The sequence below is a fragment of the Azomonas macrocytogenes genome (assembly GCF_014191985.1).
Classification (GTDB): domain Bacteria; phylum Pseudomonadota; class Gammaproteobacteria; order Pseudomonadales; family Pseudomonadaceae; genus Azomonas; species Azomonas macrocytogenes.
On sequence record NZ_JACHXI010000064.1, the window covers coordinates 1 to 1,392 of the forward strand.

Here is a 1,392-nt window from a genome sequence, read left to right on the forward strand (position 1 = left end):
GTCCCGGGTAATCAGCGCAATGGATGCCACCGGCCCCCACGAACCGGCCGGATACGCCTTGGGTTTGTCGCCCAGGCGCTTCCACCCTTCGATCAGTTGGTCGCACCATTTCCACGCGTATTCGATTTCATCCTTACGCACGAACAGGTTCTGGTTGCCTTGCATCACTTCCAGCAGCAGCCGCTCGTAGGCATCGGGGATCCGCGCACTTTTATAGGTGTCGGAAAAATTCAGGTGCAGCGGCCCGCTGCGCAGCTGCATGCCTTTGTCCAGCCCCTGCTCCTTGGTCATCACCTGCAGGGAAATGCCTTCCTGCGGCTGCAGGCGGATGATCAGGCGGTTGCTGATCAGGGCGCGTTGCTCGGGCGCGAAGATGTAGAACGGCGGTTCCTTGAAGTGGATGACGATCTGCGAGAGCTTCTGCGCCATGCGTTTGCCGGTACGCAGGTAGAAGGGGACGCCCGACCAGCGCCAGTTGCGGATTTCCGCCCGTAGCGCGACGAAGGTCTCGGTGTTGCTCTGGGCGTTGGCGTTGTCTTCCTCGAGGTAGCCGGGCACGGGCTTGCCGCCGGAGTAGCCGCCGGCGTACTGGCCGCGGACCACGACTTGCTGGGCGATGTCGGGGGTGATCGGCGCCAGGGCCTTGAGGACCTTGACCTTTTCGTCGCGGATGCTGTCGGCGGTCAGGTCGCTCGGCGGGTCCATGGCGATCAGGCAGAGCAGTTGCAGCAGGTGGTTCTGCAGCATGTCGCGCAGTTGCCCGGCCTGGTCGAAGTAGCCCCAGCGGCCTTCGATGCCGACGGTTTCGGCTACGGTGATTTCCACGTGCGAGATGTGGTTCTGGTCCCACTGGGTTTCGAACAGGCTGTTGGCAAAGCGCAGGGCAATGAGGTTCTGGACCGTTTCCTTGCCCAGGTAGTGGTCGATCCGGTAGATGCGGTTTTCCGGGAAGTAGCGGGCCACGGCGTCGTTGACGACCCGCGAGGAGGCCAGGTCGTGGCCGATGGGTTTTTCCAGCACCACGCGGGTGCGTTCGGCCAGTCCGGCATGGGCCAGCCCGGCGCAGATCGATTCGTACAGGGCGGCAGGTGTGGCGAAATAGGCGATCACCTGCTCCGCGTAGCCGATCCGCTCGGCCAGTGCGGGGTAGTCCTCGACCTGCAGGAAGTCGATGTTGAGGTAGTCCACGCGTTCGAGAAAGCGCTGCAGGATGGCGTCGTCGATTTCCGTGGCCGGGACATGGCGGCACAGGTGCTGGCGGATCAGTGCCAGATGCCAGCCGTCTTCACCGGTCTCGCGGGACAGGGCGAGGATGCGCATGTCCGGGTGCAGCAGGTTCGCGCGATCGAGTTGATAGAGGGAAGGAAACAGCTTGCGTAGGGCCAGGTCTCC

General features: G+C 63.4%; 1 protein-coding gene. It reads right to left on the reverse strand.

Annotated elements, in window-relative coordinates; all coding sequences use genetic code 11:
• Window positions 1-1,392: glucose-6-phosphate dehydrogenase (gene zwf / locus FHR87_RS18875; protein ID WP_183168299.1), on the reverse strand; the 1,392-nt coding region annotated here is incomplete at both ends.